Genomic DNA, 23572 nt, shown 5'->3' on the forward strand with positions numbered 1-23572 from the left:
GACAGATTGGGAATGCTGATTTTACATCCTGTGTCCGGCGTGGCCTTTATGGCACCGGTATGGCCGGTTTTCCGACCGCTCTCCAGAATTATCGAGCTGAATGCAAAATTAAGCTTGACAGATTGGTATATCCATGTTTCTATATGATCACAGGAGACGAACATGGATGAACAGCATGGGTCCGAAGATTTCCGTTCGCAGGTGCAGCGTCTGGTGGCCGAAGGCAAACTCACCGCCGGGGAGGCCGCCGGTCTCCTTGAGGACCACGCCCCCACCCCTCCCGATCTCGGCAAGTCCGCCCCCGCCACGCCGCCCGGCCCCACACCCCCGGGACGCTCCGGCCCCAGCCCCAGTCCGGACCCCGCCCGGGACCTGACCCTCAGGGTCAGCGGCTACAGCCTGACCGTCCTGCTCGACCCGGCCCTGGCCACCCCCACCCTCAGCGCCAGCGAGGAAGGACAACTGACGCTCAGCCACGCCCCCGACGGCTGGCACGTCACCCGCCGCCAGCCGACCGAGAAGGGCCTGAACTTCGGTTCGCTGCGCGCCATCCTGACCGTGCCGTTCACGCCCAACTTCGTGCACGCCAGCGTCGAGGGCGGCAACCTGACCCTCCCCGACCTGAGCGGCGACCTGAACGCCGAGGTCAGCGGCGGCAACCTGAAACTGCAGGATGCGCACGCCCTGCACGCCACCGTCAACGGCGGCAACCTGAACGGCGGCACCCTGAGTGGCCCCGCGTACGCCACCGTCAACGGCGGGAACCTCACCCTGGCCGGATCGGTCGCCCTGACCGCCGGCGTGAACGGCGGCAACCTCCGCTGGGCCGGCGTGCTCAGCAGCGGCGACCACCGCGTGGAAGTGAACGCCGGGAACGCCTCCCTGCACCTCGGCGCGGGCAGCAGCGTCACCCTGAACGCCGAACTGACCATGGGATCCTTCCGCGCGGACTTCCCCACGCAGCGCAGCGGGTCGTTCCTGACCACCCACCACAGCGGCCAGATCGGCAGCGGCGACGCGCACCTGCACTGCCGCGTGACCGCCGGGGGCCTGAAGGTCGTGAGCGCATGACCGCCCTGCCCACCCGCCCGGTCCTCACCGCGGCCCGCCCCGCCCGACATCCGAACCTGCTGGGCCGCCTGCACGCCCTGATCCGCGCCACCCTGACCCCGGACGCGCAGCTCACCCACGACCGTCAGCGGGCGCGCGCCGCGCTGCACGCCGAGGCCCACCGCGCCGCCCTGACCCACGTGCAACTGAGCGGCACCGGAGGCCGCCCATGAAAGACAAGATCCGCCGCATCCTGGACCTGATCCGCGCCGCGCGCCTCACCCTGGACGACGCCGCGCCCCTGCTGGCCGCGCTGCACACCCGCCTGGCCCTGCAGACCACCGACCGCGAACTGCTGGCCGCGCTGCTGAACCGCGAGGAACTGAGCACCGACCAGATCGCCGAACAGCTGATGCTGCTGCGGGGCGTGCCGGCCGTCCCGACCGCCCCGCAGGCGCCCCGCCCGCCCCGTCCACCCCAGGCGCCCGCAGCGCCCCGCCGCCCGCAGGTCGTGATCGGCGGTCAGCGCGTGCGTGGCCTGGAGGACCTCGTGGAACGCTTCGCGGACCGCTTCACCGGAGGAATTGACGAGATGGTAGACCGCATCACGCAGCAGGCCGTCCCGCACGACCCCGTCCCCCCCGAGCCCCACATGCCCCGCGCCTCGGCCCGCATCCTGCGCATCGAGATCGAGAGCAGCGACGGTGACGAGTACAGCGCGAACCTGCCCGTCAGTCTGGCCGCGCACCTGCCCAAACTGATCCCGCCGCACGGCGTCCGCGCCCTGGAAGCCGCCGGCCTGAGCATCGAGGCGCTGCAACTGATCATCGAGGCCGACCCGCCTCCCGGCCCGCTGATCGACTCCGAGGACAGCAGCGGCAACGAGATCCGCATCAGCCTGAAGTGAGACGGACTGCCGTCTGTTTCGTGAACAACCCGGAAAAACGCCGGGTTGTTCACTCCACGCCCGGAACCCGCCTTGCTCCCTCTCGCATCCGCTCGGCCTGAAGGGTCAGCAACAACCATTCAGGCGGAGTCAACATGACCCGCCCCTTACAGTGAGGATGTATGCGCCCCCTGCCCCTGCCGTTCCCCGATGAAACCGAAGCGCCCCTGGTCACGGAACTGCGGTTCCCGACGAGTGGCGTGACGGTGCGCGGCACCTTCGAACTGAACGAGTTCGCGGTCCTGACCCCCGACAACCTGGAATTCCTGCGCCTGTACATCCGCGTGCGCGGCAACCTCAAGGAGGTCGAGCGGGTCCTGGGCGTCAGTTACCCCACCGTCCGCGCCCGCTTCGACACGCTGCTGCGCGCCATCGGGTACGAACCGGAACTGGCCGACCCGCACGCCGAGGTCCTCAGCAGCCTCGAACGCGGCGAGATCACGCCCGAGGAAGCTGCCCGCAAACTCCGCCGCTGAACGGGCGCAGGAGGAAGGAGAGAGTGGATGATCACTGCCCGCCTCCCGCACCCTTCTTCAGAACACCTTGCTGCCCAGTTTCGCCTCGCGGGCGGGGGTCAGCGGGGTGGCGTCGCCGCTGGGCGCACCCGTGAACTGCACGCCGAGAATCAGGACGTCCGAGACGGTGTCTCCGACGGGCCGGGCCTCGAAGTTCAGGACGCCCAGGACCTGCATGCCGATCAGCTCCTCGGGCGGGTGCCCGGTGAAGCGGCCCACGCTGGTGCGCACGCCGTACCGGCCGAAATCCACGCTCAGGCGGTAGGCGGGTTTCGGGGTGCCGGGGGCGGGCTCGGCACTCAGGATCCGGCCCAGGCGGATGTCCAGGCGGTCGAGCGTGTCGGCGGGCATGACGGTGTCCTTGAGGGGGGTGGCCATGCGGTCAGCGTGGCACGCGCCGGGTCAGCGCAGGCGGTCCAGGTCTGGCCAGCCCAGGCGGAGTTCGCGCAGGTCACCGTCACGCTTCTCGCCGCACTCCGCGCCGCCCTGCCGGGCGTACCAGTGGCGGGTGGGGTTCACGTCCAGCACCCACAGCGCCATGCTGCGCTGGCCGCGTTCCCGCAGGGCCGCCGTGACGGCGTGCAGGAGTGCCCGGCCGGTGCCGTGCCCCTGCGCGGCCCGCAGGGCGTACAGCGTGAACAGTTCCGAGTCGAAGCCCGGATGGTCGCGCGATTCCCCGGCCGATGCGAAGGCCAGCACGGTGCCCTCTGCCTCGGCCACGCGCACCACGTCCTGCCCGGCCGTGATGTTCTGCGCCCAGAACGCCGCGCGCCGCGCCTGTGCCTCGGCGTCCGTCATGCGGTTCAGGAAGTCGGCGGGGATCAGGCCCGCGTACGTTTCACGCCAGCTCTGCACGTGAACGGCGGCGATGCCGGGGGCGTCGGCGGGCGTGGCGGCCCGGATGACGGGCCGGATGACGGGCCGGAGCGGTCGGGTCATGGTTCAGCATAGAAGAACGCCGCCCCGGAAGGCGGCGCAGGTGCGGCGTTCCGGCGACGCGCGTCAGTTGCCCTGTTCGATGTAGCGTTTCAGGGCGTCCAGGCGCACGATGATGGGCGTGCGGGCGCGGACGATCGCGCCGTCCTGTTTCAGTTTGCCCAGGCTGTGGCTGACCGTCTCGCGGGTCGCGCCGACCATGCGGGCAATGTCTTCCTGGTTCAGTTTCAGGTTCAGTTCCACGCCCTGACTGTGCGGCCGGCCGAACTCGCGGGCGAGGCGGTACAGCAGGCTCGCCACGCGCTCCGGGGCGCTGTACGCGCTGACGGTGGCGGTCCAGGCCTGCGCCTCGAACAGCCGGGCGGCCATCAGGCGGATCAGTTTCATGGCGAGGTCGGGTTTGCTGTTCAGCAGTTTCTGCAGTTCGCTGCGCGGCAGGACGATCAGGGTGGTGCGTTCCAGCGCCTCGGCCTGGGTGGGGCGGCGTTCCTCGGGCTGCAGCAGCAGTTCCCCGAAGGTGTCGTGCTGCCCGATGACGCCCAGGATGGCTTCCTTGCCGTTCGGGAAGAGTTTGCTGATCTTGACGAGGCCGCTGCGAACGAAGTACAGCGCGTCGGCGGGGTCGTCCATGCGGTAGATGACCTCGCCGGGCTGGTAGGACCGGTAGGGGGTGGTGGCGGCCACTCGCTCCAGTTCGGCAAGTTCAAGGTCGGCGAAGAGCTCCGTTCGCTTGAGATGCCAGACCAGGCTTGGATAGTTCATGATTCTTCACACAATACCCGAAATACCCTGCGCGGCGACGCAACCGGCCGGGGGGGGCCACCACAGGGTGAAGTGCGCGGGCGGTCAACTGCCGGGCCGGCCGGGGAGGGGCGCGGCTGGCCGGCCGGGACGGCAGGCGTGACATTCGCCCCCAAAAGATTTATACTCGGTTCAACTAACAGTGACGGGTGGCGTCCCTCCGGGGCGAAACCCCACAAGGAGGACCTACACATGCCTACCTACAAAGCCCCCCTGCGCGACATCAAGTTCCTGATGAACGAACTGCTGGACGCCCCCGCAGAACTCGCCAAGATCCCCTACTACACCACCAACGAAACCGCCGACGCCGACCTGATGAGCCAGGTCCTCGACGAGGCCGCCCGCTTCGTGGAAAGCGAACTGGTCCCCCTGAACGCCATCGGCGACAAGGAGGGCTGCGTGCGCCACGACAACGGCGACGTGACCACCCCCACCGGCTTCAAGGCCGCCTACAAGAAGTACCGCGAGGCCGGCTGGACCGCCCTCGACGCCGACCCCACCTACGGCGGCCAGGGCATGCCCCACCTGATCAGCAACGTCCTCGTCGAGATGATGAACTCCGCCAACGTCGCCTGGAGCATGTACCCCGGCCTGAGCCACGGCGCGTACAGCGCCCTGCACGCCGTCGGCAGCGACGCCCTGAAGGACCTGTACCTGCCCAAGATCGTCAGCGGCGAATGGACCGGCACCATGTGCCTCACCGAACCGCACGCCGGCACCGACCTCGGCATGATCCGCACCAAGGCCACCGACAACGGCGACGGCAGCTACGCCATCAGCGGCACCAAGATCTTCATCAGCGCCGGCGAGCACGACATGGCCGACAACATCGTCCACCTCGTCCTGGCCCGCCTGGAAGGCAGCCCCGAAGGTACCAAGGGCATCAGCCTGTTCCTGGTTCCCAAGTTCATCCCCACCCCCGACGGCAAGGTCGGCGAACGCAACGGCGTCGTGTGCGGCAGCCTGGAACACAAGATGGGCATCCACGGCAACGCCACCGCCGTCCTGAACTTCGATCAGGCCAAGGGCTGGCTGGTCGGCGAGGTCAACAAGGGCATGAACCACATGTTCATCATGATGAACGCCGCCCGTCTCGGCACCGGCCTGCAGGGCCTGGGTCTCGGTGAAGTCGCGTACCAGAACGCCCTGGCCTACGCCAAGGACCGCACCCAGATGCGCCACGAACCCCGCGTGAACCCCGCCGAGCAGGCCGACCCGATCATCGTGCACCCCGACGTGCGCCGCATGCTCCTGACCGGCAAGGCCTACACCGAAGCCGGCCGCGCCATGGCCATGTGGCTCGCCCTGAGCATCGACCAGGAACACCACCACCCCGACGAAGCCAAACGTAAGGAAGCCGCCGATCTGGTGGCCCTGCTGACCCCCATCGCCAAGGCCTTCATGACCGACAACGGCTTCAACATCGCCGTGCAGAGCCAGCAGGTCTTCGGTGGCCACGGCTACATCCAGGAATGGGGCATGGAGCAGTTCGTCCGCGACGCCCGCATCGGCCAGATCTACGAAGGCACCAACGGCATCCAGGCCCTCGACCTGCTGGGCCGCAAGGTCCTGATGGACGGCGGCAAGAAACTCCAGAAACTCGCCGGCACCCTCCAGGAATTCGTCGAGGAAAACGAAAGCGACGAGCACATCGGCGAGTACGCCACGCAGCTCGGCAAGGCCGCCCAGCAGCTCGGCAGCCTCACCATGGTCATCGGGCAGAAAGCCATGGGCGAAGGCGGCGCCGACGAAGTGAACGCCGCCGCCGTCGACTACCTGCGCTTCTTCGGGCACGTCGTGTACGGCTACCTGTGGGCCCGCATGGCCAAGATCGCCCACGAGCAGATCGAAGCCGGCAACGACCGGGACGGCTTCTACACCGCCAAGGTCCAGACCGCGAAGTTCTACTTCGCCAAGCTGTTCCCCGAAATCAAGAGCCTCGCCACCACCATCAAGGCCGGGAACGAAACCCTCGCCGTCGACGACCGCGCCGTCTTCGGCTGGGAAGGCGCCCTCGTCCACGCCTGAACCCCGCCCCAGCACCACACAGGAGGCCCGCCGCAACCGCGCGGGCCTCCTGCCTTTCGTGACTGCCCCAGGACCGCGCACAGACCATCCGGGAGGCCCAGCCGCACCCCACCCGTCCGCAGTGTGCCGGCCGCGCGTTTCAGCGCGCCACAGCCACCGCTGAAAGCCTGCCCAGCCCACCACCTGCGCCGCTACCAGAATCCCGCGCCCCCCGCAGCGGCACTTGCGGCAACGCCCGGCTCTCATGACTGCTATATGTGAAAGCCATGAAGAAACTGACTGCCGGTCTGCTCCTCATCGCTTCCCTCACCCTGGCCTCCTGCGCCCCCAAGTACACGGCCGCCACCGCCAAACCCGTCAGCGACATGAACTGCGCCGAGATCAAGGAAGAACTGGGCAAACTCGCCCAGATCCGCACCGAAGCGCAGAACAAGAGCGGCGTCAGCAAGGAGAACGTCCTGTTCGTCCTGTTCTTCTGGCCCGGCGCGGTCGTCAACGAGATGGACAACCGCGACGTGATCGCCAAGGTCGACGCCCGCACCGAGGAACTGAACAAAGCGCAGACCGCCAAAGGCTGCCCGACCAAGTAATACGGATTCCGTCTGTTTCGCCGACAATCCGGAAGTTCACCGGATTGTCGGCTCCACGTCCGGAACCCGTTTTTCTCCTGCTCGCATCCGCTCGGATTGAAGGAGCTTTGCAGCCCCTTCAATCGGAGTCCGTATAAAGCCCACCCAGGGCAGGCGCAACAGGAAAACCCCCTCCGGTGTGGAGGGGGTTCCTTTGTTTCTGGTGGAGCTGAGCGGGATCGAACCGCTGACCTTCTGAATGCCATTCAGACGCGCTCCCAGCTGCGCCACAGCCCCAAGCCAACGCCTGAGCCCAGAAAATGTAGCACCACCACGCACAGAAGTAAAGAGGGGAGAGGGGCGGCCCCGGAATCCTCCAGTCCGCCCCCCGTCACCACCCCGCGCCCCAGCAGAAGCGGGAGCAGGTTGAAATCAGAGATTGAACCAGAGGACAAGCCGAGCCTCTTGACCGGTTGCCTCGTGAGCCTGTGCGAAGGCGTGCCATGCGCGGATGAAGTCCGTTTCCGCGTACTCCTCGTAGGCGTGCGGGGGAATACGTTCGCGTTCCCCGGCGGTCAGCCACAGCGCGGCGTTCAGGAGGAGCGGGAGTTCCTGCGTGGTGATGAACGTCGCCCCACAGACCTCTCGGGGGTACGCAGTCACCTGATCGTCGTACCGGTCGCGCAGGACGTCGGAAACGCCGGGGGGCAGGCCTCGGTCTGCGAGGCCTGCCCCGTGGAGTGCCTGCCGGAAGCGGCGGGCTGATCCGATGTCGAAGGTGGCGACGGGCCACCAGTGACCGCCGACCTCCCTGATTTCGCAGTGGAGGTCGGCGGTGAGGCTCATGTCAGGCGTTCACCCATTCCTGGAGGCTCTTGACGTTCAGGGGGTCGTTCTTGGCGGCGGCGATGGCTTTGGCGGTCCATTCGGCGGCTTCCTTGGTGCTGACGATGGGCACGCCGCGTTCCAGTGCGGTGCGCAGCAGGCGGCTGCCGGTCACGTCGATCAGCAGGTTGGGCAGTTTGTCGCCGTCCTGTTCGCGGATGACGGTCAGGCCGCTGCCCTGCAGGCTGGTGGCGATGTCGTCCAGGCCGTCGCCGAGCAGCAGGGCGGTGCCGCTGGTGGGGACGTTGCTTTTCGCGCCGATCTGCGCGCGGTAGAACGCGCGGTAGGGGTCGGTGTCGATGCCCATGCTCTCGCCGGTGCTTTTCATTTCGGGGCCGAGGGTGGGGATCACGCCCGCGAATTTCAGGAACGGCAGGTGCACTTCCTTCACGGAGTACATGGCGGGGGTGGGGGTCTCGTGCAGGCCGATCTGGTCGAGGGTGTGGCCGACGGCGATGCGGGCGGCGCTCTTGGCGAGGGGGTGGTTCACGGCCTTGCTCACGAACGGGACGGTGCGGCTGGCGCGCGGGTTCGCTTCGAGGATGTACGCCACGTTGTCCTTGACGGCCCACTGGACGTTCATCAGGCCGCGCACGCCGAGTTCCAGGGCGAGGCGTTCGGTGTCGGCTTTCACGCGGGCCAGCAGGTCGGGGCTGAGGTTGACGGGGGGGAGGATGCAGGCGCTGTCGCCGCTGTGGATGCCGGCGGCCTCGATGTGTTCCATGATGCCCATGACGACCGCGCGGTTGCCGTCGCAGAGGGTGTCCACGTCGAGTTCCAGTGCGCCCTCAAGGAACTGGTCGAGGAGGATGCTGGGTTGCCCCTCGACGGCGGCGTACACCTCGTTCAGGTACGTGGTGAGTTCGTCCATGCTCCGGACGGTGCGCATGGCGCGGCCGCCCAGGACGTAGGAGGGGCGGGCCATGAGCGGGAAGCCGAGTTCTTCGGCGAGTGCGGCGGCCTGATCCGGGGTCTGCGCGACCTTGCCCTTGGGTTGCGGCAGGCCCAGGCGTTCGCACAGCGCGTTGAAGGAGGCGCGGTCTTCGGCCTCGTCGATGGCGTCCACGCTGGTCCCGATGATGGGCGCGCCGGCCTCGGCCAGGCGGCGGGCGAGTTTCAGCGGGGTCTGCCCGCCGAGCTGCACGATCACGCCGACGGGGTTCTCGTGCTCGACGATGTTCATGACGTCCTCGAACGTCAGCGGTTCGAAGTACAGGCGGTCGGCGGTGTCGTAGTCGGTGCTGACCGTCTCGGGGTTCGAGTTGACCATGATGGTCTCGTACCCGGCTTCCTGCAGCGCCCAGACGGCGTGGACGGTGGCGTAGTCGAATTCCACGCCCTGCCCGATGCGGTTGGGGCCGCTGCCGAGGATCACGACCTTGGGTTTGTCGGTGGGTGTGACCTCGTCCTCCCACTCGTAGGTGGAGTAGTGGTACGGGGTGTGCGCCTCGAACTCGGCGGCGCAGGTGTCCACGGTCTTGTACACGGGCACGGCCTTGGCTTCCTTGCGGATGGCGCGGACGTCCAGTTCGCTCAGGCCGACGATCTCGCCGATGCGGGCGTCACTGAAGCCCAGGCGTTTCACCTCGCGCCAGATCTCGTACTTCCACTCGCGGATGGGTCCCAGGTCCAGCAGTTCGCTTTCCGCGTCGATGATCTCCTTGAGCTGGCCCAGGAACCACGGGTCGATCTTCGTGGCGTCGAACAGGGCCTCCACGCTCTCGCCGCGGCGCAGGAGTTCCATGACGGCTTCCAGGCGGCGGGGGTTGCCGTACAGCAGGCCGCGCAGCTCGTCGGCGCTCATGGTGGCGAACGCGCCGCGCACGTCGGACTCGATGCTCCGCATGGCCTTCTGGAGGCTCTCCTTGAAGGTGCGGCCGATGGCCATGACCTCGCCCACCGAGCGCATCTGGGTGCCCAGCGCGTCGCTGCTGCCGGGGAACTTCTCGAAGGCGAAGCGCGGGATCTTCGTGACCACGTAGTCGATGCTGGGTTCGAAGGAGGCGGGCGTGATGCGGGTGATGTCGTTCTTCAGTTCGTCCAGGTGGTAGCCGACGGCCAGCAGCGCGGCGATCTTGGCGATGGGGAAGCCCGTGGCCTTGCTCGCCAGCGCCGAGGAGCGGCTCACGCGGGGGTTCATCTCGATGACGATCACGCGGCCGTCTTTGGGGTTCACGGCGAACTGGATGTTGCTGCCGCCGGTGTCCACGCCGATCTCGCGGATGATCGCCAGCGACTGGTCGCGCAGGCGCTGGTACTCCACGTCACTCAGGGTCTGCGCCGGGGCCACGGTAATGCTGTCGCCGGTGTGCACGCCCATCGGGTCGAAGTTCTCGATGGAGGTGATGATCACGACCGTGTCGGCCGTGTCGCGCATGACCTCCAGCTCGTATTCCTTCCAGCCCAGGATCGATTCTTCCAGCAGCACGCTGGTGACGGGGCTGTCGCGCAGGCCGCCTTCGGTGATCGCCAGGAAGTCCTCGTAGGTGTGCGCGATGCCGCCGCCCGTGCCGCCCAGCGTGAAGCTGGGGCGGATGACGATGGGCAGCCCGATGGTTTTCTGGTACTCGATGGCTTCCTCCATCGAGTGGACCATCTGGCCCTTGGCGGTCTCCACGCCGATCTTCTTCATGGCCGCCTGGAATTCCTCGCGGTCCTCGCCCTTGCGGATGGCGGCGGCGTTCGCGCCGATCAGTTCCACGCCGAACTCCGCGAGGGTCCCGTCGGCGTTCAGGTCCATGGCGAGGTTCAGGGCCGTCTGGCCGCCCAGGGTGGGGAGCAGCGCGTCCGGGCGTTCCTTCTCGATCACGCGCCGCACGAACTCGGGTGTCAGCGGTTCCAGGTACGTGGCGTCCGCCAGGTCGGGGTCGGTCATGATGGTCGCGGGGTTGCTGTTCACCAGCACCACCCGGTATCCCTCATTCTTCAGCGCTTTGAGCGCCTGCGTGCCCGAGTAGTCGAACTCGGCGGCCTGCCCGATCTGGATGGGGCCGCTGCCGAGAATCAGGATGGTCTGGAGATCAGTACGCTTAGGCATTCCAGAGAATGAGCCTAACACGCCGCGGCCCCCGGCGGCGTAAGGCGGTCTGCAAACTTATGCATCCGGCTGCCGCCGGCTCCCGTCGGCTCACACGGCGACCTCCACGGTGTCACGTCCGGCCCGCTTGGCCGCGTACAGCGCCCGGTCGGCGCGGCGTAGCAGGGCGTCGGCGCTCTCGCCGGGGTGGGCCTGCGCGACCCCGCAGCTGACCGTCACGACACCGGCCACCGGGTGCCGCTCGGCGCGCAGCTGCGCCCGCAGCCGCTCGGCCACCCGGGAGGCCACCTGGGCGTCTCCCTGGATCAGCAGCAGGAATTCCTCACCGCCCCAGCGGCCCGCCTGATCGCCCTGACGCACGCACTGACGCGCCTGCCCCGCCACGTGACGCAGCACGCTGTCACCGACGTCATGCCCGTGAACGTCGTTCACCCGTTTGAAGTGATCGATGTCCAGGTAGACGACGCTGCACCCTTCCCGCTGCGCGTCCAGCCACGTCTGCAGCGCGCGGCGGTTGGGCAGCCCGGTCAGGGAATCGCGCAGGGCGAGCGCGGCGCGCCGCTCGGCCTCCACCAGGTTGAGGGCGTAGCGGCGGCGCAGGTGCTGCTGCAACGTGATGACCGCGAGAAAGGCGCTGTGCATCAGCAGCATCTGCAGCCAGGCGTTGGCGCTGTCCTGCCGGACCGAGTCCGCCACCAGCGGATCGGCCCAGTACAGCCCGCCCAGGACGGCCAGACCGGTCAGCTGCACGGCGGACACCAGCAGGGCGGCGTGGGTGGGCAGGACCAGGGACGCCACGAGGTACGGCAGGGCCAGCCAGTACGAGTAGCCGCTGAGTCCGTGCGCGGTGTGGTCCACCAGCAGCACCTGCTGCATGCGGTACAGCCCCGCGACGATCTCGCCCGTGAGTTCGATCCCCCCGATCAGCTGAAACAGCTGCGGGCGCCGCCACAGCCACGCGAGAAAGAGGGCGTTCTTGACGACCATCAGCAGCAGGAACAGCCGGTCCGTGGCGCCCACCCGCAGGGGGCCGCTCAGGGCCAGCGTGATCGCCGTGGCGGTCAGCAGGCCGGAGAAGATGATCAGCAGTCCGCTGCGGCGGTACTGGGCTTCTGCCGGACCGCCGGAGATGCGGAATCTGTGCATTGCGGCATTCTCCGCGCCGGCCTCTGACTGTGGCCTCACGGGCCGGCGCGTGAAGTCCCGGGGGGGGGCGCTGTCTGGATGGGCGCGGCGACGGCCGGGGGTGGCGGTGCAGACTGCGCACATGCCGCAACTGCATGACCGGGCCCGCGCCTCGCAGGAGAGCATCTTCTCACGCATGAGCCGGCTGGCCGCGCAGCACGGCGCGGTGAACCTGGGGCAGGGTTTCCCGCCCGGCCCGCCGCCATCCTTCCTGCTGAGCGCCGCGCGGGACGCCGTGGGCCGCAGCGACCAGTACACGCCCCCGGCGGGCCTGGGCGCGCTGCGGGACGCGCTGGGCGCGGACCTGGGCGTGGACGGCGCGGACATCACCGTCACCTGCGGCGCGACCGAGGCCCTGAACGTCCTGGCGCTGTCCCTGTACGGGCCGGGCGACGAGGTTCTGATGCTCGAACCGGTGTTCGACGTGTACCTGCCGCAGGTGCGGCTGGCCGGCGCGACCCCTGTGACGGTCCCCATGCGGCTGGACCCGCACGCCGGGTGGGCCTTCGACCTGAACGCCCTGGCGGCGGCCGTGACGCCGCGCACGCGGGGCCTGCTGCTGAACAGTCCCTTCAACCCCACCGGGACGGTGTTCACGCCGGAGGAACTGGCGGGCATCGTGGCGCTGGCGCGGCGGCACGACCTGTGGATCGTCAGTGACGAGGTGTACGACGAGCTGTACTTCGGGGAGCGGCCCGTCAGCCTGCGGACCCTGGCCCCGGAGCGCACCTTCACGGTCGGCAGCGCGGGCAAACGGCTGGAAGCGACCGGCTGGCGGGTCGGCTGGATCGCCGCGCCGCCCGGCCTGGGCGCCGGCCTGAACGGCGTGCGGCAGGTCACGTCGTTCTGCGCGCCCGCGCCGCTGCAGGCGGCGGTGGCGGCCGCGCTGCCCGTCGCCCGCGACTCCGGCTTCTATGACGAGCTGCGCGCCGCTTATGCGGCCCGCCGGGACCTGCTGGCGGGCGGCCTGCGGGCCCTGGGGGTCACGGTGTTCGAACCGCGCGGCACGTACTTCCTGACGGCGCTGCACCCCACCTGGACGGCCGAGGGGCTGGTGGGGCAGGCGGGTGTGGCGGTCATTCCGGGCGACGCGTTCTACGTCCGGCACGCCGCGCCGCCGGGGCTGCTGCGCGTGGCGTTCTGCAAGTCCCGGGACGACATTCACCGGGCGCTGGAGCGCCTGGACGGGTACGTGCGGGAACAGGCCTGAGCGGCGGCCCGCAGCGGCGGAACATGAAGTTCCGCTGAAGGTCACAGCGCGTTTTTGTAAAGAATCATCCCTTTCAGCGGACCCGGCGCTTCCCTATGCTCCGGGGTATGAAGAAGACCCTGCTCGGCCTCCTGGCGATCACCGCCGTCTCGTCCGCCTCCGCGGCCAGTTACCTGGGCGGCTCGGTCGGTTCCGGCGCCACCCTGCACTACCAGACCGACCTGACCGGTGCGAGCGCCATGCGCTACGGCCTGAACCTGGACGCCACGAACTTCCAGTTCAACAACCTCGCCGTGGGCGGCAGCGTGGATTACCTGGGTGACTTCGTGGGCACCGGCTCGGCGCTGGGCGGCCTGACCCCCTACTACGGCCTGGGCCTGGGTGCCGGCGTGGTCCTCGGTGAGGGCGGCGGCGTCAGCGTGTACCCGCACGGCACGCTGGGCCTGCGTTACAACGTCACGGACCCCCTGAGCTTCTTCGTGGAAGGCAACGTGGGCCCCCGCATCACGATCGGTGGCACGAACGCGAGTAACGTCATGGTCGGCAGCGGCGTCCGCCTGGGCCTGAACTACCGCCTGCCCTGAGCGCAGCGCGCTGGCAGCCACGCGCGCCGGAACCCCCAACGGACAGAGAGGCGAACGACCCCCCGCAGCGGGCGTTCGCCTCCATTCGTTTCCCGAAGCTGTCTAGACCGGTTGCCTGGGAGCCGGCAGATGAGGCGGCAGATCTCTCATGAGAACGGCAGCATGGACGGCATGAAGAAAATCCTGCTGTCCCTGATGGCCCTGACCACCCTGTCCACCGCCGGCGCTGCCGAGAAGGTCGGCGCCTACCTGCTGGGCGTGCAGTACCAGCGTGACACGAACGCCACCGACGCCGTGCGCTTCGGACTGGGCCTGCCCCTGGCCGCCGCCTTCAACGGTGGCGGCTTCGTGACCGTCAGCGGCGACGTGTCCTACCTGCGCCACACCGCCCCGCAGACCGAATCGGTGCAGCCCTACTACGGCGGCACCCTGGGCCTGTTCGGGCTGTTCGCCACCAGCGGCGGGAACTCGGCCGGTGCCGTGGGCGTGTTTCCCAGCGTGCTGGGCGGCGCGAACTTCAACGTGACCGATCAGGTCAGCCTGTTCGGTGAACTGGGCGTCGGGCCGCGCGTGCTGTTCGGGACGGGCGTGGGCGCGGACTGGTCCTTCGGGGTGGGTGCGCGGCTGGGCGTCAACTACCGCCTGCGCTGAATTCCGCACGGGCGGCGCGGGGGGTGGCCCGGCGGGGAGCGGGCGTGACGCCGGCATCCCCCGCCCCGCGCCGCGGCCGGGCGCGACAGATGGGATGCTGCATGGCATGGGGCCGCCGCTGGCGGCCCTTTTCACGTGTGGGCCGGGCGGGGTGGGGGCCGACCCTTGACCGGGGGGGTGTCTCTTGCTACCCTCCTGTGCATAGCTATACGCAAATTGCGTATAACCATACATGCATATGCAGACCCTGACCCTCCGACGCTGACCGACCGCCTGACCCCACCCGGGGCCACAGGCGGCGTGCTCACGTCGGAGGGCCTTGCGCTGCCCACGCCAGACCAACCCCTCACAGCCCAACCCCCCACAGACCAACGCTTCACACAAAGCAGGGAGAATCAGACCATGGCAAAAGACAAGATCGTACTCGCGTACAGCGGCGGCCTGGACACCAGCATCATCCTCAAGTGGCTCCAGACCGAACGGAACTACGACGTGGTCTGCTTCACCGCCGACCTCGGCCAGGGCGACGAGGTGGAAGAAGCCCGCGTCAAGGCCCTGAACACCGGCGCGGTCGCCGCGTACGCGCTGGACCTGCGCGAGGAATTCGTGCGGGACTACGTGTTCCCCATGTTCCGCTCCTCGGCGCTGTACGAGGGCTACTACCTCCTGGGCACCTCCATCGCCCGGCCGCTGATCGCCAAGAAGATGGTCGAGATCGCCGAGAAGGAAGGAGCGGTGGCCGTGTCGCACGGCGCGACCGGCAAGGGCAACGACCAGGTGCGCTTCGAGATGACCGCCTACGCCCTGAAACCCGACATCGTCACCGTCGCCCCCTGGCGCGACTGGACCTTCCAGGGCCGCGCCGACCTCGAAGCCTTCGCCCACGAGCACGGCATCCCGGTCCCCACCACCAAGAAGGACCCCTGGAGCACCGACGCGAACCTCCTGCACATCAGCTACGAGGGCGGCATCCTGGAAGACCCCTGGGCCGAACCGCCCGCCCACATGTTCAAACTGACCGTGGACCCCACCGAGGCCCCCAGTGAACCCGAGTACGTGGAAATCGAGTTCCTGAACGGCGACCCGGTCGCCATCAACGGCGAGAAACTGTCTCCCGCCGCGCTGCTCGCCAAGGCGAACGAACTGGGCGGGAAGCACGGCGTGGGCCGCCTCGACCTCGTCGAGAACCGCTTCGTGGGCATGAAATCACGCGGCGTGTACGAGACGCCCGGCGGCACCGTCCTGTACCACGCCCGCCGCGCCGTCGAGAGCCTCACCCTGGACCGCGAGGTCCTGCACCAGCGCGACCAGCTCGCCCCCAAGTACGCCGAACTCGTGTACAACGGCTTCTGGTTCGCGCCGGAACGCGAGGCCCTGCAGGTGTACTTCGACCACGTCGCCAGCAGCGTCACCGGCACCGCCCGCCTGAAACTGTTCAAGGGCAACTGCGTCACCGTGGGCCGCAAGGCCCCCCAGAGCCTGTACGACAAGGACCTCGTGAGCTTCGAGGCGGGCGGCGACTACAACCAGCACGACGCCGGCGCGTTCATCAAACTCAACGCCCTGCGCATGCGCGTCCAGGCCCGCGTGAAAGCCAAAGCCGACGCCGCCGAACAGCAACCCGCCCAGGTCTGAAGTCCGTGACCCAGTCCCCCACCACGCTGCGCCCCGTGAACCCGGAAGACATTCCCGCCTTCCACGCGGTCATGATGGCCGCCGGCATGGACCCCCGCTCCAGCTGGAACCGCACCACGCCCGCCGACCTGACGCGGTCGCTGCTGGCCCCCGGCGCGGGCGGGTTCCTGGCAGCCGGTGGGGGAGAGGTGCTGGGCTGCGTCGGCTACCGCCCGGACGGCGACCGCACCCTGACCCTGAACAAACTCGCGACCGTCCCGCAGGCCCGCCGCCTCGGCGTGGGCCGCGCCCTGGTGCGCGAGGTCGAACACGTCGCCCGGATGGGCGGCTACGGGCGCGTGCTGCTGGCCGTCAGCCAGTTCAACCTGGACGTGCTGCCCTTCTACGACCGGCTCGGGTACACCGTCACCGACGAACCCTACGCGCACGCCCACCCGGACAGCCCCGCCCCGGTGGTGCTGATCAAATCAATCTTTTCTCCCCTCTCCGGGGGGAGAGGGGCCGGGGGTGAGGGGTTCCTTCACTGCCCACCCGAGGACGCAAGCCAATGACGAATACGCAGGATAAGAAACTCTGGGGTGGCCGCTTTGCGGAGGCCACGGACGGGCTGGTGGAACTCTTCAACGCGTCGGTGGGCTTCGATCAGCGGCTGGCAGAGCAGGATATTCGCGGCTCGCTGGCGCACGTGGCGATGCTGGGGCAGGTCGGCATTCTGACCGCCGACGAGGTCGCGCAGATCACCGACGGACTGAACGCGGTGCTGGCCGACATCCGCGCGGGGAACTTCGAGTGGCGCCTGGACCGCGAGGACGTTCATATGAACGTGGAGGCGGCCCTGCGGGACCGGATCGGGCCGGTGGCCGGGAAGCTGCACACGGCCCGCAGCCGCAACGATCAGGTGGCGGTGGATTTCCGGCTGTTCACGAAGGAAGCCGCGCTGGATCTGGCGGAGAAGACCCGCGCCCTGCGCGCGGTGATGCTCGCGGAGGCCGAGAGGCACCTGGAAACCGAGGTGATCCTGCCGGGCTACACGCACCTGCAGGTGGCGCAGCCGATCCTGCTGAGTCACTGGTTCATGGCGTACGTGGCGATGCTGGAGCGTGACGAGGGCCGCTTCCGGGACGCGGCCGAGCGGATGGACGAGTCGCCGCTGGGCTCCTCGGCGCTGGCGGGGACGCCCTGGCCGGTGGACCGGCACGCGACGGCCTCGGCGCTGGGCTTCGCGCGGCCCACCGCGAACAGTCTGGACGGGGTGGGCAGCCGGGACTTCGCGCTGGAGTTCCTGAGTGCCTGCGCGATCCTGTCGGCGCACCTGTCGCGCCTCAGCGAGGAACTGATCCTGTACTCCACCTTCGAGTTCGGCTTCATCACCCTGCCGGATTCCCACACGACGGGCTCGTCGATCATGCCGCAGAAGAAGAACCCGGACGTGTCCGAACTGGCGCGCGGCAAGGCGGGCCGCGTGTTCGGGAACCTGATGGGCCTGCTGACGGTCGTGAAGGGCACGCCGCTGGCGTACAACAAGGACCTTCAGGAGGACAAGGAGGGCGTGTTCGACTCCTACGACACCCTGAGCATCGTGCTGCGCCTGTACGCCGAGATGATGCCGAAGACCGTCTGGCACGCCGACGTGACCCGCGCCGCCGCCGCACGGGGCTACTCCACGGCGACCGACGTGGCGGACTTCCTGGCCCGTCAGGGCGTCCCGTTCCGCGAGGCGCACGAGGTCGTGGGCGGACTGGTCGGCGTGGCCAGCCGCAGCGGGCGGCAGCTGTGGGACCTGACCGACGGGGAACTGCGCGCCGCGCACCCCCTCCTGAACGCGGAGGTCGCGCAGTCCCTGACCGTCGAGGAGAGCGTGCGGGGCCGCGCCAGCTTCGGCGGGACCGCCCCCGGGCGCGTGCGCGAGGCTATTCGGAACGCCCGCCAGGCGCTGGAGCGCCCGTGACGCCCTTCACGGTTCCCCCCGCCCCGTCTGCCCTTTCCCTCAAGGAGTTCCCCATGACCCTGTCCGACATGCACGTGAAACTCCGTCAGGCCGCCCCGGCAGACCTGCCGGTCATTCTCGACCTGCTGACCCGCTGCGGGCTGCACACGACCAGCGTCACGCCGCAGGCCGGCACGTACTGGATCGCGGACCTGGACGGCGTGCCCGGCGGCTGCATCGGCCTGGAGCACGGGCAGGGCGTCAGCCTGATCCGCTCGACGGCAGTGCTGCCGGAGGCCCGCAGCCAGGGCCTGGGCCGCGCCCTGGTCCGCTCGGCGCTGACGCACGCGACGCTGCGCGGGGACCGCAGCGTGTACCTGTTCAGCGAGGAGGCCGGGGACTACTGGCGGCGGTTCGGGTTCGTGCCGGTCACGGCCGAAGAGATCTCCGGGGCGCTGCCGGACGCGCCGCAGGTGGTCAGCGGGCTGTGTAACGGCTGGATCGGTGGCGAGCAGGCGTGGCGGCTGGACGTGCAGCCGCAGGGGCAACCGGACGGGCAGCCCGCAGGGGAGGCGGCGCAGGGGTGAACGCGGACTGGCAGTGCTTCCACGCGGGCATGCGCTATGCTGTCGCCACGCAAAACCCGTGTCGACCTGCGGTCACCGTGACCGCCGAGCTTTCTTTCACTGAAGGAGCACCGCATGACCGATTCCAGCGTTCAGATCCGCATGGCCAGCCCCGCCGACCGGGACACCGTCACCCGCGTCTTTCACGATTCGGGCCTGGATACCGACGCCACGCTGGCCGACGGCACGACCTACTGGGTGATGGAGCGCGGCGGGCAGCCGGTCGGCGCGATCGGCCTGGAGCACGGCGAGGGCGCGTCGCTGCTGCGCGGCGCGGCCGTGCTGCCCGAGGCGCGTGGCGGTGGGCTGGGCCGGCGGCTGGTCATGAGCGCCGTGGAGTACGCGCAGGGACGTGGGGACCGCGCGATCTACATGTTCAGCAAGGGCGGCGACTGGGGCACCTTCGGCTTTCAGCAGGTGCCGCTGGCGGTCGTGATGGGCGACCTGCCGGACACGCCGCAGGTGCGGGCGTACCGCGCGCGGGGCGACCGCCCGGGCGGCACCACCTGGATGCGCACCCTGGGGTAAGCGCGGTGCGCTGTGGGCCGTGGGGCGCAGGGCCGTTCCCATGTCCCACACCCCACACCCCTCCCTGCTGGAGCCGCGCGTGACGCTCTCGCTGGAGTCCATCGCGGTGCCGGACATCCACCCGGACGCGCCGCTGTCGTTCCGCAAGGCGCGGCTGTCGGACATCGACGCGGTTCACGAGCTGATCGGGTACTGGGCGGCGCGCGGCCTGATGCTGGTGCGGTCCAAGGCGCTGCTCGCCGAGACCATCCGGGACTTCCACCTCGTGCTGGCCGAACCGCACGGGGGGCGGCCCGGCGGTCTGGGCGGCGTGTGCGGCCTGCACATGCTCGCGCCGGATCTCGCCGAGGTGCGCGGGCTGGCCATTCACCCGAACATGCAGGGGCGCGGCCTGGGCCGTGACCTGGTGGCCGCGTGTGAACGCGAGGCGCGCGAGATCGACCTGCCGGCCCTGTTCGCCTGGACGTACCAGCAGGGCTTCTTCGAGAAGTGCGGCTTTACCCGCATCGATAAGACGAACCTGCACCCCAAGGTCTGGAGCGAGTGCCAGCGCTGCGCGTTCTTCGAGAACTGCAACGAGATCGCCATGTACCGGGAGCTGCGGTGAACGGGTCGCCGGGGGCCAGCGCGCGGCCCTCCCCATCCGCTGAAGTGCTGACGCGCCCCGTGCCGGCGGCCTCTACGATGAATCTCATGAACCCCATGCACGCCGCCGCTGCCCTCACCTTCGCCCTCGCTGTCACGGCCTCCGCGCAGGGAACGTCGGTGCCGCTGACCGCGCACCTGCCGGCCGGGGCGCTCCTGACCCTCGAAACGAAGGGTGCCGCCCCGGCCCTCGACCGCCTGACGGGCCTGGTCGGGAGCGTGCTGGACGGCGCGGCCGAACGGGGTGACGGGGACCTGGAGGCTTCCGGCGCGATGCTGCGCGGCTTCAGCGGCGTCCTGGCCGACTCGGTGGGCCGCGAGGGCGTGGCGGGCGTGTTCACGGTGCAGGGCCGGGGTGGCACCTTCACGCCGGCGCTGCTGGCCGTGGCGCGCACGGGTGACCTGTCCGCCGAGCTGTTCTCGTCGTTCATCCCGAAGAAGAAGGGCGCGCGGGTCGGCGCGTACCCCTTCGTGCGGTCCGGCGACCTGTTCGCCGGGCAGGCGAACGGACTGGTGTACCTGTCGAGCGACAAGGGACTGCTGATGTCGTACCTGGGCCGCCTGAGCGGGAAGGCCGCGCCGACCCTGGCGGCCTCCGCGCCGTACGCGCAGGCGACCCGCGCGGCCGGGCCGGTGCAGCTGGGCGCGTACCTGAACTTCTCGGCGACCGCCAGGGTGATCCGCGGGCAGTTCTCGCAGTTCATGCTGCCGCGCCTGCTGTCGCCGGTCGTGGACGCCCTGGACACCCTGGGGCAGGTGGCGGGCGGCCTGACCACCACCGACACGGGCCTGAACACGGTCTCGGCGCAGGTCGTGAACACGGCTGGGAAGGACCGCCCGCTGGCGCGCCTGCTGACCCACACCACCGACTTCGGCGTGCAGAACATCATTCCGGCCGACGTGGAGGCGGTGCAGGCGACCGCCTGCGCGCCCGAATCGAACGCCTACGCGGCCCGCTGGCTGACCCGCCTGGACCTGTTCGAGCCGTTCGGGTTCCTGACCGACAGCCAGCTGGCCAGCCACCTGGAACGCGCCGGGCAGTACCTGGGCAGCGAGTGCGCGCAGGTCACGCTGGCCGGCGGGGCGCACGCGGGCCTGGACCCGTCCGATCCGCTGGCGGCCCTGGCGACCTCCGTGTCGTACCAGAGCGTGCGGGACCGCGCGGCTGCCGAGGCGCACCTGCCCGAGTACGCCCGGAGCGTGAACGAGGCCATCGCCGGCCTGCGCGTCACCCTGAAAGGCACGCTGGGCGACCTGATGAAGGGCGACCTGGGCGGCATGGACATGGAAGACATGGACATGGGCGGCATGGACACGGGCGGCATGGGGGCCGCCGCCATGATGGCCGGGCAGGAGTCCTTGGATCAGATAGACGCGCTGCTGGGCAGCCTGAAGATGGTGTACGCCTTCGAGGGCGACTACCTGATCACGGCCTTCAGCGAGCAGGCCCTCCGGGCGGCGCTGGCGGGCAGGGACGCGCCGCTCGCGCAGGACCCGGCGTTCCGGGCGGCGGGCCTGACCCTGACCGGCAGTGGCGGCTGGGGCTACCAGCGGGACCTGCCCGACGTCAGCGGCGACGCCCTGATGGGCAGCCTGCCGGCCGAATTCGACGAGATGGGGATGGAAGAGACGCTCGGGCCGGTGATGGACGCTGTGGCCGGGCTGCTCAACCGCTATGACGGGATGACCTCACAGCGCAGCGTCGCGGGGAATGTCATCATCGGCAAGGCGAACGTGAAGTACCGCTGGTAAGACGGCGGGAGGGTCACGTGCGCCGGGCCATGAAACGCGTCCGGAGAGGCGCGAATGGGGAGGAACGAACATGATCAGGAAAGAGCGGGCCATTCTGGCCCTGGAAGACGGCACGGTGTACCGCGGGTACGCCTTCGGACACCGCGGCGAGACCGTCGGCGAGGTCGTGTTCAACACCTCCATGACCGGGTACCAGGAGATCATGACCGATCCCTCGTACAACGGGCAGATCGTGACCATCACGTACCCGCACGTCGGGAACTACGGCGTGGCGATCTACGACATGGAGAGCAACAAGCCGTACGTGCGGGGGTTCATCTCGCGTGAATTCAGCGCCGAGTACTCCAACCACCGCGCGCAGCAGTCGCTCGAAGCGTTCATGCAGCAGTACGGCGTCGTGAGCATCCAGGGGATCGACACGCGCGCGCTGGTGCGCCGCCTGCGCACGGGCGGCGTGGTCAAGGGCGTGATCGCGCACCGCAGCTACACGCACCCGGAGGATCCGTACGGCGAGTTCACGCCCGCCGAGGAGCAGGTGTACGTGAGCCGCGCCCTGGGGCACCAGGACATCGACGGGCACGACATGACCCGCGAGGTCACGACCGCGCTTCCCTATGCCTTCCCGACGCTGCGGCACGGCAAGCGCGTGGTCCTGATGGACTTCGGGATCAAGCACACCATCATCGAGCGGCTGGCCGAGGTGGGCATCGAACCCATCGTGGTGCCGGCCCACACCACCCCGGCGCAGATCATGGCGCTGCAACCGCACGGCCTGTTCCTCAGCAACGGTCCCGGCGACCCCGCCCCGCTGGAGTACGCGCACAAGACCGCCTGGGAACTGATGGGGCTGCTGCCCACCTTCGGCATCTGCCTGGGTCACCAGATCCTGGGGCTGGCGGCGGGGGGCCGGACCTTCAAGATGAAGTTCGGGCACCGGGGCGGAAACCAGCCCGTGAAGAATCTGTTAACGGGAAATGTGGAGATCACCTCCCAGAACCACGGGTACGCGGTGGACATTGATTCGATCCCCAACGGGGCCTTCGTGGCCACCCACGTGAACCTGAACGACGGCACCCTGGAAGGCATGGCGCACTCGCGCTACCCGGTGTTTTCCGTGCAGTACCACCCGGAGGCCAGCCCCGGCCCGCACGACAGCCGCTACCTGTTCGACCGCTTCATCGAGGAGATCGACGCCTTTGATGGGGGAAGCGGTACCCCCATTGCCAAAGCGAATGCTGGTCGTCTGGGGGTTTGACAACAAGGATTGCTGACTTGATGATGGGCAGGAGCGGTAAGGTGAGAAATTTCATAGTGACACCTGAGTCAGTCGGAAGACTGTCAGAGTTCCACCCTCACTCCCGCCGCTCAGCAGGTCAGCCGCCCAGCGGGGTGTGCACCTGATCAACCAGCTGTTCCGGAGCTATGAACCACCTGGCGCACACGGGCGCCTTGCCAGGTGAGGAGCCAGTGGCGCGACCGACAGAACGGAGGACATTGTCCCCCAGCTGTCGGTCCTTTTTTTGTCCCGGAGGTCAACCTGAAACGCATCCTGATCCCCCTCCTCCTGCTCGGTAGCGCCGCCGCCCAGACCAGCACAGTCCAGCGGAACGTGAAATTCACCCTGAACCAGGACCTCGTCAGACGCACGGTCACGAACGGCAAGACCACCGAGACACTCGTCGAGAACCCCAAGACCGTGCTGCCCGGTGACCTGCTGCGCGAACAGGTCACGCTCGTGAACACCTCGGACCGGCGGGTCGCGCAGCTGCTCGTGAACGTCCCCGTGCCCCGCGGCACCGAGTTCGCCGAACTGACCACCCCCAACACCGACCGCTGGAAGGTTCAGTACAGCGTCGACGGCGGCAAGGCCTTCAGCGCCTCACCCACCCGCACCGTGACCGTCACCGAGAACGGCCGGAGCGTCACCCGGCAGGTCCCCGCGCCGCCCAGCGCCTACACCAACGTGCGCTGGACCGTCACCAACATCAACCCGGACGAAACGTTGAAGCTCAGTTTCCGCGTCAAAGTCAAATAATCCCGCCGCTCAAACCCTGCATTCAGA

Annotated in this window: 24 protein-coding genes and 1 tRNA gene; 18 read left to right on the forward strand and 7 right to left on the reverse strand. The window is 68.8% G+C overall.

Translation table 11 applies throughout. From position 1 onward, the window contains the following. Positions 1–162: 162 nt before the first annotated feature. The 4 genes from ABDZ66_RS07915 to ABDZ66_RS07930 all read left to right on the forward strand — a co-directional run bounded on the left by ABDZ66_RS07915 (position 163) and on the right by ABDZ66_RS07930 (position 2472). The gene (locus ABDZ66_RS07915) at positions 163–1071 is read left to right on the forward strand and encodes a DUF4097 family beta strand repeat-containing protein (protein ID WP_343757534.1); all 909 of its coding nucleotides are present in this window, start codon (positions 163–165) and stop codon (positions 1069–1071) included. Then, complete coding sequence (locus tag ABDZ66_RS07920) at positions 1068–1283, forward strand: hypothetical protein (RefSeq protein WP_343757536.1); 216 nt, start codon at positions 1068–1070, stop codon at positions 1281–1283. The genes ABDZ66_RS07915 and ABDZ66_RS07920 overlap by 4 nt, the downstream gene beginning before the upstream one ends. Beyond that, positions 1280–1957 carry a hypothetical protein gene (locus ABDZ66_RS07925; protein WP_343757538.1) on the forward strand — a complete coding sequence of 226 codons (678 nt, stop codon included), beginning with the start codon at positions 1280–1282 and terminating at the stop codon, positions 1955–1957. The genes ABDZ66_RS07920 and ABDZ66_RS07925 overlap by 4 nt, the downstream gene beginning before the upstream one ends. A 161-nt stretch (positions 1958–2118) precedes the next feature. Then, positions 2119–2472: a DUF2089 domain-containing protein gene (locus ABDZ66_RS07930; RefSeq protein WP_078301387.1), complete on the forward strand. Its 354-nt coding sequence runs from the start codon at positions 2119–2121 to the stop codon at positions 2470–2472. A 57-nt stretch (positions 2473–2529) separates the two neighbouring features. Here ABDZ66_RS07930 and ABDZ66_RS07935 read toward each other — a convergent pair whose 3' ends face one another. The 3 genes from ABDZ66_RS07935 to ABDZ66_RS07945 form a co-directional block, all read right to left on the reverse strand. Beyond that, on the reverse strand, positions 2530–2889 hold the full coding sequence (locus tag ABDZ66_RS07935; RefSeq protein WP_343757539.1) for a tRNA-binding protein: 360 nt from the start codon (positions 2887–2889) through the stop codon (positions 2530–2532). Positions 2890–2913: 24 nt separating this feature from the next. Continuing rightward, on the reverse strand, positions 2914–3450 hold the full coding sequence (locus ABDZ66_RS07940; RefSeq protein ID WP_343757540.1) for a GNAT family N-acetyltransferase: 537 nt from the start codon (positions 3448–3450) through the stop codon (positions 2914–2916). 63 nt (positions 3451–3513) lie between these two features. Continuing rightward, positions 3514–4209, reverse strand: a complete 696-nt coding sequence (locus tag ABDZ66_RS07945; RefSeq protein ID WP_343757541.1) for a Crp/Fnr family transcriptional regulator — start codon at positions 4207–4209, stop codon at positions 3514–3516. 231 nt (positions 4210–4440) lie between these two features. Here ABDZ66_RS07945 and ABDZ66_RS07950 point away from each other — a divergent pair, with 231 nt between their 5' ends. Then, complete coding sequence (locus ABDZ66_RS07950) at positions 4441–6276, forward strand: acyl-CoA dehydrogenase C-terminal domain-containing protein (protein ID WP_343757542.1); 1836 nt, start codon at positions 4441–4443, stop codon at positions 6274–6276. Positions 6277–6542: 266 nt separating this feature from the next. Further along, a complete protein-coding gene (locus tag ABDZ66_RS07955) occupies positions 6543–6866 on the forward strand; it encodes a hypothetical protein (protein WP_343757543.1) in 324 nt (107 codons plus the stop codon). Positions 6867–7066: 200 nt separating this feature from the next. Here ABDZ66_RS07955 and ABDZ66_RS07960 read toward each other — a convergent pair. From ABDZ66_RS07960 to ABDZ66_RS07975, 4 genes are all read right to left on the reverse strand, one after another. Continuing rightward, positions 7067–7142 (reverse strand) — tRNA-Ala (locus ABDZ66_RS07960). 135 nt (positions 7143–7277) lie between these two features. Next, positions 7278–7691 (reverse strand): hypothetical protein, encoded by a 414-nt coding sequence (locus ABDZ66_RS07965; protein ID WP_343757545.1) that lies wholly within the window; start codon positions 7689–7691, stop codon positions 7278–7280. A gap of 1 nt (position 7692) precedes the next feature. Next, positions 7693–10767, reverse strand: a complete 3075-nt coding sequence (carB, locus tag ABDZ66_RS07970; protein WP_343757546.1) for a carbamoyl-phosphate synthase large subunit — start codon at positions 10765–10767, stop codon at positions 7693–7695. Positions 10768–10857: 90 nt separating this feature from the next. Further along, positions 10858–11913 (reverse strand): GGDEF domain-containing protein, encoded by a 1056-nt coding sequence (locus tag ABDZ66_RS07975; protein ID WP_343757548.1) that lies wholly within the window; start codon positions 11911–11913, stop codon positions 10858–10860. A gap of 121 nt (positions 11914–12034) precedes the next feature. Here ABDZ66_RS07975 and ABDZ66_RS07980 point away from each other — a divergent pair, with 121 nt between their 5' ends. The 12 genes from ABDZ66_RS07980 (at position 12035) to ABDZ66_RS08035 (ending at position 23545) form a co-directional block, all read left to right on the forward strand. Continuing rightward, the gene (locus tag ABDZ66_RS07980; protein WP_343757551.1) at positions 12035–13162 is read left to right on the forward strand and encodes a pyridoxal phosphate-dependent aminotransferase; all 1128 of its coding nucleotides are present in this window, start codon (positions 12035–12037) and stop codon (positions 13160–13162) included. A 107-nt stretch (positions 13163–13269) separates the two neighbouring features. Further along, on the forward strand, positions 13270–13746 hold the full coding sequence (locus tag ABDZ66_RS07985) for a hypothetical protein (protein WP_343757553.1): 477 nt from the start codon (positions 13270–13272) through the stop codon (positions 13744–13746). Between the two features lie 171 nt (positions 13747–13917). Continuing rightward, entirely contained in the window at positions 13918–14397 is a 480-nt protein-coding gene (locus ABDZ66_RS07990) for a hypothetical protein (RefSeq protein ID WP_343757555.1), read from the forward strand. A 402-nt stretch (positions 14398–14799) separates the two neighbouring features. After that, the gene (locus ABDZ66_RS07995) at positions 14800–16032 is read left to right on the forward strand and encodes an argininosuccinate synthase (RefSeq protein WP_343757557.1); all 1233 of its coding nucleotides are present in this window, start codon (positions 14800–14802) and stop codon (positions 16030–16032) included. A 5-nt stretch (positions 16033–16037) separates the two neighbouring features. After that, positions 16038–16583, forward strand: coding sequence for a GNAT family N-acetyltransferase (locus tag ABDZ66_RS08000; protein WP_343757559.1), 546 nt, complete (start codon positions 16038–16040; stop codon positions 16581–16583). Next, on the forward strand, positions 16580–17980 hold the full coding sequence (gene argH / locus ABDZ66_RS08005) for an argininosuccinate lyase (RefSeq protein ID WP_343757561.1): 1401 nt from the start codon (positions 16580–16582) through the stop codon (positions 17978–17980). The genes ABDZ66_RS08000 and argH overlap by 4 nt, the downstream gene beginning before the upstream one ends. Before the next feature lie 53 nt (positions 17981–18033). Beyond that, on the forward strand, positions 18034–18546 hold the full coding sequence (locus tag ABDZ66_RS08010) for a GNAT family N-acetyltransferase (protein ID WP_343757563.1): 513 nt from the start codon (positions 18034–18036) through the stop codon (positions 18544–18546). Between the two features lie 114 nt (positions 18547–18660). Further along, the gene (locus ABDZ66_RS08015; protein ID WP_343757565.1) at positions 18661–19113 is read left to right on the forward strand and encodes a GNAT family N-acetyltransferase; all 453 of its coding nucleotides are present in this window, start codon (positions 18661–18663) and stop codon (positions 19111–19113) included. 40 nt (positions 19114–19153) lie between these two features. Further along, positions 19154–19720, forward strand: coding sequence for an N-acetyltransferase (locus tag ABDZ66_RS08020; RefSeq protein WP_343757567.1), 567 nt, complete (start codon positions 19154–19156; stop codon positions 19718–19720). Positions 19721–19806: 86 nt separating this feature from the next. Further along, positions 19807–21510, forward strand: coding sequence for a hypothetical protein (locus ABDZ66_RS08025; RefSeq protein ID WP_343757569.1), 1704 nt, complete (start codon positions 19807–19809; stop codon positions 21508–21510). Positions 21511–21580: 70 nt separating this feature from the next. Then, positions 21581–22765, forward strand: a complete 1185-nt coding sequence (gene carA, locus ABDZ66_RS08030; RefSeq protein ID WP_343757571.1) for a glutamine-hydrolyzing carbamoyl-phosphate synthase small subunit — start codon at positions 21581–21583, stop codon at positions 22763–22765. 354 nt (positions 22766–23119) lie between these two features. Beyond that, complete coding sequence (locus ABDZ66_RS08035; RefSeq protein WP_343757573.1) at positions 23120–23545, forward strand: hypothetical protein; 426 nt, start codon at positions 23120–23122, stop codon at positions 23543–23545. Positions 23546–23572: the final 27 nt, after the last annotated feature.

The organism is Deinococcus depolymerans (assembly GCF_039522025.1).
GTDB classification, from domain to species: domain Bacteria; phylum Deinococcota; class Deinococci; order Deinococcales; family Deinococcaceae; genus Deinococcus; species Deinococcus depolymerans.

Coding starts and splice junctions, on each gene's coding strand:
- ABDZ66_RS07950 (WP_343757542.1), top strand. CDS start 4,441: ATGCCTACCTACAAAGCCCCCCTGCGCGACATCAAGTTCCTGATGAAC.
- ABDZ66_RS08020 (WP_343757567.1), top strand. CDS start 19,154: ATGTCCCACACCCCACACCCCTCCCTGCTGGAGCCGCGCGTGACGCTC.
- ABDZ66_RS08010 (WP_343757563.1), top strand. CDS start 18,034: ATGACCCTGTCCGACATGCACGTGAAACTCCGTCAGGCCGCCCCGGCA.
- ABDZ66_RS07940 (WP_343757540.1), bottom strand. CDS start 3,450: ATGACCCGACCGCTCCGGCCCGTCATCCGGCCCGTCATCCGGGCCGCC.
- ABDZ66_RS07975 (WP_343757548.1), bottom strand. CDS start 11,913: ATGCACAGATTCCGCATCTCCGGCGGTCCGGCAGAAGCCCAGTACCGC.
- carB (WP_343757546.1), bottom strand. CDS start 10,767: ATGCCTAAGCGTACTGATCTCCAGACCATCCTGATTCTCGGCAGCGGC.
- ABDZ66_RS07980 (WP_343757551.1), top strand. CDS start 12,035: ATGCCGCAACTGCATGACCGGGCCCGCGCCTCGCAGGAGAGCATCTTC.
- ABDZ66_RS07935 (WP_343757539.1), bottom strand. CDS start 2,889: ATGGCCACCCCCCTCAAGGACACCGTCATGCCCGCCGACACGCTCGAC.
- ABDZ66_RS07930 (WP_078301387.1), top strand. CDS start 2,119: ATGCGCCCCCTGCCCCTGCCGTTCCCCGATGAAACCGAAGCGCCCCTG.
- ABDZ66_RS08025 (WP_343757569.1), top strand. CDS start 19,807: ATGAACCCCATGCACGCCGCCGCTGCCCTCACCTTCGCCCTCGCTGTC.
- carA (WP_343757571.1), top strand. CDS start 21,581: ATGATCAGGAAAGAGCGGGCCATTCTGGCCCTGGAAGACGGCACGGTG.
- ABDZ66_RS07990 (WP_343757555.1), top strand. CDS start 13,918: ATGAAGAAAATCCTGCTGTCCCTGATGGCCCTGACCACCCTGTCCACC.
- argH (WP_343757561.1), top strand. CDS start 16,580: ATGACGAATACGCAGGATAAGAAACTCTGGGGTGGCCGCTTTGCGGAG.
- ABDZ66_RS07965 (WP_343757545.1), bottom strand. CDS start 7,691: ATGAGCCTCACCGCCGACCTCCACTGCGAAATCAGGGAGGTCGGCGGT.
- ABDZ66_RS07925 (WP_343757538.1), top strand. CDS start 1,280: ATGAAAGACAAGATCCGCCGCATCCTGGACCTGATCCGCGCCGCGCGC.
- ABDZ66_RS08015 (WP_343757565.1), top strand. CDS start 18,661: ATGACCGATTCCAGCGTTCAGATCCGCATGGCCAGCCCCGCCGACCGG.
- ABDZ66_RS07945 (WP_343757541.1), bottom strand. CDS start 4,209: ATGAACTATCCAAGCCTGGTCTGGCATCTCAAGCGAACGGAGCTCTTC.
- ABDZ66_RS07915 (WP_343757534.1), top strand. CDS start 163: ATGGATGAACAGCATGGGTCCGAAGATTTCCGTTCGCAGGTGCAGCGT.
- ABDZ66_RS07955 (WP_343757543.1), top strand. CDS start 6,543: ATGAAGAAACTGACTGCCGGTCTGCTCCTCATCGCTTCCCTCACCCTG.
- ABDZ66_RS07985 (WP_343757553.1), top strand. CDS start 13,270: ATGAAGAAGACCCTGCTCGGCCTCCTGGCGATCACCGCCGTCTCGTCC.
- ABDZ66_RS07920 (WP_343757536.1), top strand. CDS start 1,068: ATGACCGCCCTGCCCACCCGCCCGGTCCTCACCGCGGCCCGCCCCGCC.
- ABDZ66_RS07995 (WP_343757557.1), top strand. CDS start 14,800: ATGGCAAAAGACAAGATCGTACTCGCGTACAGCGGCGGCCTGGACACC.